A 5575-nucleotide genomic window follows, 5' to 3' on the forward strand; every position below is an offset into this window, starting at 1 on the left:
TGGGACTGGTTCTTTCCGGCTGGCGCTGGTCCCACTGACCGTACCCGCTGCTGTTGATGGGACTGGTTCTTTCCGGCTGGCGCTGGTCCCACTGACCGTACCCGCTGCTGTTAGTGGGACCGGCTTTAGCCGGGAAGAGGCCGGTTTGGGCACCATCAGCCTTGGGGTATAACGCTTGATCGTTTTCATGCTCCGCGTGGGAATGCCGTCCCGGTCGCCCCCGCGTTGCCGCCGGTTGCCGTTTTGGAGAGATAGGCGGTCATTCCCTCCCGCCCAGATAAACGCCCCCATGACCGGAGTGGCCTCATCGATGGCAGTTCCGATCATTGCCGGCCCGGTCAGCTGGTGCGCACAATCGCGGCTTGTTCTGGTTGCCCTGGATGCGTCGGCATGGCCCAACTTCTTTTTTTCGCTCACGCCAACGGATTTCCGTCAGGTACCTACGGCAAGCTGTTCGCCGCGCTGGGATCCGAGTATGAGATCTGCCATCTGGAGCAGCACGCGCATGATCCCCAGTTCCCGGTGACCGATAACTGGCCGGAGCTGGTGGATGAGCTGATTCATCACCTGCGCCAGCTGCCGCAACCCGTCTGGGGCGTGGGCCATTCGCTGGGCGGCGTGCTGCACTACCATGCCGCGCTGCGTCATCCCGAGTTGTACCGGGGCGTGGTCATGCTGGATTCGCCGGTCTTGACGCGCTTCGATCAATGGATGATTCGTGCCGCCAAGCGCTTGGGTTTTATCGATCGCATCACGCCCGCAGGCCGGACGTTGGGGCGTCGTGAAGTGTTCAGCAGCGTGGAGGCGGCGCGCCAGTATTTCTCCGGCAAGTCCCTGTTTCGGCGTTTCGACCCCGAGTGCTTCGAGGCGTATTTGCGCCATGGATTGCAAGCGGATGGAGACGGTTTGCGGCTGCGTTTTGATCCGGCGACCGAAATCAGTATTTACCGCAGCGTGCCCCACACCAGTCCGGGCCTTGCCCGTCAGTTGCGGGTTCCGCTTGCGATGGTGCGCGGCGAAAGCAGTGACGTGGTGCGCCGCCACCATGCGCTGTCTGTCAAAAGCATGCGCAAAGGCGTCTACCTTTGCGTACCTGGCGGGCATATGTTTCCCCTCGAATACCCGGAAGACACAGCGCTCATGCTCAGGACCCTGATGTCCCGCTGGGCGGAAGAAGAAGGCAGCACGAAGCCCGACGTCGTGCTTGAAAGGGCGCGCGCATGACGGGCTCTGTTGCAGACTGTTTCAATCGCGTCTTCGCCGTTCCTTGACTTGCGACCTGCAACTGCCGACGCTGGGGCAGTTGAAACAGGAGACTGCACGATGGACCATTGCCTAAGCCCCGACCTTTTATTTTTCAGCACGCCGCGCGTTGTCGCGGCTTTGTTTTGCCTGCCGATTGCCTTGCCTGCCGCTTCAATGGCTGCCTCGCCGATTGACCTGCCATGAGTGCATCCATGACGTTCAGCCACACCTTCACCCGCACGCTCGCGTTAGCGCTGCTGCTCTCCGGCCTCAGCACCATCACCCATGCCGCCGACGTTCCCGGGAGTCAGGACCTGCCCAATCTGCCCAGACTGACCGACGCAGAAATCGTCGACTATCGCCCGGCCGTCGAGCTGGAACGCATCTACCCGCTGGGCTCTATACGCAAGATCAGCGGCCAGCTGCGGTTCGACGGACAGGTTTCCGGGCGCGGCAATGTCACCGCCATCACCTACCAATTGCCGGTTGAGCACAGCGCCGACGAAGCATTCACCGCCGCACGTGAGGCATTGCAGCAGCAGGGCGCACAGCTACTGTTCTGGTGTCAGGCGCGGGACTGCGGCGAAAGCAGCCTGTGGGCCAACGAAGTATTCGGCAACGCCAAGCTGTACGGCGCCGATAACGGCCAGTCCTATCTGCTGCTGCGCCTGGCTGCCCCGGCTGACAACACCTTGGTGGCGTTGTATGGCATCACTCGCGGTAACCGCCGCGCTTTCCTTCATGTCGAACAATTCCAGGCGAGCACCCCTCTGGGCGATGTGCTGCCGACGTCGTCAACTCTGCTGCGTGAGCTGAAAAGTACGGGTGAGCTTGAGCTGCCAATGTTGACCGCCGAACCGCAGGAGCCCTGGATCACCTTGCTGTCCCGCGGGTTGAATCTGGACAGCACATTGCGCGTCACGCTCTCTGGAGAGCAACGCGAGGCCTGGCGTCAGGCGCTTGTGGCCAAAGGCGTACGCGCAGCGCGACTGGAGGCTGGTGATGGTAAAAATCCCGGTCTGACCTTGCAGCTCATTCGTTAAGCGCAGTTGACCTCGAACCGGTGCCTCTGGCGCGCATCTCCAGGCTGCATGGTCAGAGCAGGCGGGCGACGGGGTTCACCGGTATGCTCCTCAGATATCCCCATCCTTGTGCGGAATGACCATGTTCAATAACGATCGCCTGTTGGTGCAGATACTCCTGCTCGCGCTGCTCGGCGCTTGCCTGTGGGTAATGGCGCCGTTCTGGTCGGCGCTGTTCTGGGGCGCCGTGCTGGCTTTTGCCAGCTGGCCGCTGATGCGCTTGCTGACCCGGGCGCTCAAGGGACGCGAGTCACTTGCCGCCGCCATTTTGACCGTAGGCTGGATGGTGCTGGTGCTCGCGCCTCTGGTCTGGCTGGGTTTCAACCTCGCAGACCACGTGCGCGACGCCACCGGCTTCATCAAGGACGTGCAGGTGGACGGTCTGCCCGATCCACCCATGTGGCTGGCGGGCGTCCCGCTGGTGGGCGAACGGCTGGTCGGTTACTGGAACACCATTGACCAACAGGGCGCTGCCTTGCTGGCCAGCGTCAAACCTTATCTGGGCCAGGTCGGCAACTGGCTGCTGGCGCGCAGCGCGCAGATCGGCGGGGGCATTCTCGAACTGACCCTGAGCATCGTCTTCGTTTTTTTCTTCTATCGCGACGGACCACGGGTGGCGGCGTTCGTGCTCAGCCTGCTGGAACGGCTGATCGGTGACCGTGCGCAGTATTACCTCGACCTTGTGGCAGGCACGGTGCAGCGGGTAGTGAACGGAGTGATCGGGACGGCAGCGGCCCAGGCGGTGCTGGCCTTGATCGGCTTCCTGATTGCCGGCGTGCCGGGCGCCCTGGTGCTGGGTATCGGGACCTTTCTGCTCAGCCTTGTGCCCATGGGCCCGCCGCTGATCTGGATCCCGGCCACGGCGTGGCTGGCCTGGCGTGGTGATTACGGCATGGCGATCTTTCTCGGTCTGTGGGGCACGTTCATCGTCAGCGGAGTCGATAACGTGCTCAAGCCGTACCTGATCAGTCGCGGCGGCAATTTGCCTTTGGTGATTGTCTTGCTTGGGGTGTTTGGCGGCTTGCTGGCGTTTGGCTTTATCGGCCTGTTCATTGGTCCGACGCTCTTGGCGGTGGCCTACAGCCTGCTGCTCGATTGGGTGGGCGACAGTCGCGCCCGACAGGCGATCGAAGCGAGCAACGAGTGAATGACCCTGCGCGGACGCTCAGGTGCGCGGCAACTCCAGCACGGCCGTTAGCCCGCCGCCGGGGGTTTCCTCAAGGTGCAAGTCACCCCCCATCCGGCGCGCTGCTTCGCGGGCGATGGTCATGCCGATGCCGACTCCACCCGAGTTGCGATTGCGCGACCCTTCCACGCGGTAGAACGGTTCGAACACCATTTCGCGCAGCTCTCTGGCAATGCCGGGGCCGTGGTCGATGACGCGGATGCGCAGCAGGTCGCTGGTGTCTTCGCTTTCCACGCGTGCGTGGCCGGCGTAACGCAGCGCGTTGTCGATCAGGTTGTTGAGGCAGGAGCGCAGGGCCATGGGCTGGGAATTCAACGGTCGGCAGGTGCCACTCGCCTGAATGTCATCGCCGTTGTCCTGGGCGTTCTCAGCCATGGATTCGATCAGCGCCTGTACGTCGAAATATTGCAGCGCTTCGCTGGTGCGCTGCTCGTTTAGGTACGTCAGGGTGGCATCGAGCATGCCGATCATGTCGTTCAGGTCCTGGCTCATTTGCCCGTGCAGCCGCAGGTCTTCTATCTGCTCGACCCGCAGTTTCAGGCGCGCCAGGGGCGTGCGCAGGTCGTGTGACACCGCGGCGAGCATGCGTGCGCGCTGTTGCACCTGGTCGCGGATGCGCTCCTGCATCAGGTTGAACGCGAGCGCTGCCTGCTGCGCTTCCCGTGGCCCATTGGCAGCGAGGGGAGGGCTGTCGAGGTTTTCGCTGAGGCGCTCGGCCGCTTCGCTCAACCGGCGAATTGGCCGGCTCAGGGCTTTGGCGCCGAACCACGCGGCGATCACCAGGGTGATCAGTTGAAACAGCAGCGGCACCAGCGGAATACCCAGCAGGGGCGGTCGGCACGGTGGCCCGGGGCGCGGGTCGTTTTTGTCAGACAACGTGCTGCCGGAAGTCGGCGAAGGCTGCGTCTGGCTGGCCATCGGCCGAGCGCACTCGGGCGGCGGCATTCGTGGTCCGTAGTAATGAAACCAGACGAACGCCAGCAGGTGGGCCAGGACGATGGCCAGCAGCGCTCCGCCGAACAGCCGGGCGAACAGGGTGTCGGCCGAGCGGATCAACCAATATCCCGGGCGTCGAACATGTAGCCCTCGCCGCGTACCGTTTTGATCAACTGCGGTGATTTCGGGTCATCGCCCAGCTTCTGCCGCAGGCGCGAGACGAGCAGATCGATGCTGCGGTCGAATGCCTCGATGGAGCGTCCTCGGGCGGCGTCGAGCAACTGCTCGCGGTTGAGCACCCGCCGTGGACGTTCGAGGAATACCCGCAGCAGCCTGAATTCAGCGTTGGACAGGGGCACGACAAGGCCGTCCGGCGCGGTGAGCTGGCGCAGGACGCTGTTCAACCGCCAGTTGTCGAAGCGCAGGGTGGCGCGTTCCTCGGTGCGGTCATCGCGTACGCGACGCAGGATGGTCTGGATGCGCGCCACCAGTTCGCGCGGCTCAAAGGGCTTGGCCATGTAGTCGTCCGCGCCCAGTTCGAGGCCGATGATGCGGTCGGTGGGTTCGCAGCGGGCGGTCAGCATCAGGATCGGGATGTCGGACGAGCTGCGCAGCCATCGGCACAGCGAAAGCCCGTCTTCACCCGGCAGCATGAGGTCGAGCACCACGACGTCGTAGTTCTCCTCGGCGAGCGCCTGGCGCATGGCGTTGCCGTCGGTGACACCGGTGCTGTGGATGTTGAAGCGGGCCAGGTAGTCGCAGAGCAGTTCGCGGATCGGGATGTCGTCGTCGACGATCAGCGCGCGGGTGTTCCAGCGGCGCTCTTCGGCTGGCGAGGTGGCGGTGGTGGTGCCGGGAGGTATCTGCATGGTACTGCCGCCGTGTTGTGCTGCCGAATGGGGCCGCGGGTAGGAGTCGACGCGGCCATGCTACTTCGCTGGCGCGCGGGGCGAAAGGGTGGGGTGGGGAGGTGTCGGTGGGGTGTCTTGAATGTATCAAGTCGGGTACATCCTCAGGCCTTGCGGGGTGGCTGACTGCGCCAGATCAACAGCGTCGGCCTAACGGCCTCGTGTTTCGCCTTCGGCGAGTTACTTGATAAAGCCCCAAGTAACCAAGGGCTTGTGCT

5 protein-coding genes are annotated in these 5575 nt (G+C 63.5%); 3 read left to right on the top strand and 2 right to left on the bottom strand.

The window, feature by feature from the left end:
• The first annotated feature begins 390 nt into the window (after positions 1 to 390).
• From QRN48_RS15545 to QRN48_RS15555, 3 genes are all read left to right on the top strand, one after another.
• Positions 391 to 1224 (top strand): alpha/beta fold hydrolase, encoded by an 834-nt coding sequence (locus QRN48_RS15545; RefSeq protein ID WP_285351577.1) that lies wholly within the window; start codon positions 391 to 393, stop codon positions 1222 to 1224.
• A 233-nt stretch (positions 1225 to 1457) separates the two neighbouring features.
• Positions 1458 to 2288 (top strand): DUF4892 domain-containing protein, encoded by an 831-nt coding sequence (locus QRN48_RS15550; protein ID WP_285351578.1) that lies wholly within the window; start codon positions 1458 to 1460, stop codon positions 2286 to 2288.
• Positions 2289 to 2409: 121 nt separating this feature from the next.
• The gene (locus QRN48_RS15555; protein ID WP_285351580.1) at positions 2410 to 3474 is read left to right on the top strand and encodes an AI-2E family transporter; all 1065 of its coding nucleotides are present in this window, start codon (positions 2410 to 2412) and stop codon (positions 3472 to 3474) included.
• Positions 3475 to 3492: 18 nt separating this feature from the next.
• Here the strand turns inward: QRN48_RS15555 and QRN48_RS15560 are convergent, their stop codons facing one another.
• Together QRN48_RS15560 and QRN48_RS15565 are read right to left on the bottom strand one after the other, a co-directional pair.
• A complete protein-coding gene (locus tag QRN48_RS15560) occupies positions 3493 to 4569 on the bottom strand; it encodes a sensor histidine kinase (protein WP_285351581.1) in 1077 nt (358 codons plus the stop codon).
• On the bottom strand, positions 4566 to 5318 hold the full coding sequence (locus QRN48_RS15565) for a response regulator (protein ID WP_285351582.1): 753 nt from the start codon (positions 5316 to 5318) through the stop codon (positions 4566 to 4568). Before QRN48_RS15565 ends, QRN48_RS15560 begins: the two co-directional genes overlap by 4 nt.
• Between the last annotated feature and the right edge of the window lie 257 nt (positions 5319 to 5575).

This window comes from Pseudomonas sp. ME-P-057, assembly GCF_030208975.1.
Lineage (GTDB): Bacteria > Pseudomonadota > Gammaproteobacteria > Pseudomonadales > Pseudomonadaceae > Aquipseudomonas > Aquipseudomonas lutea.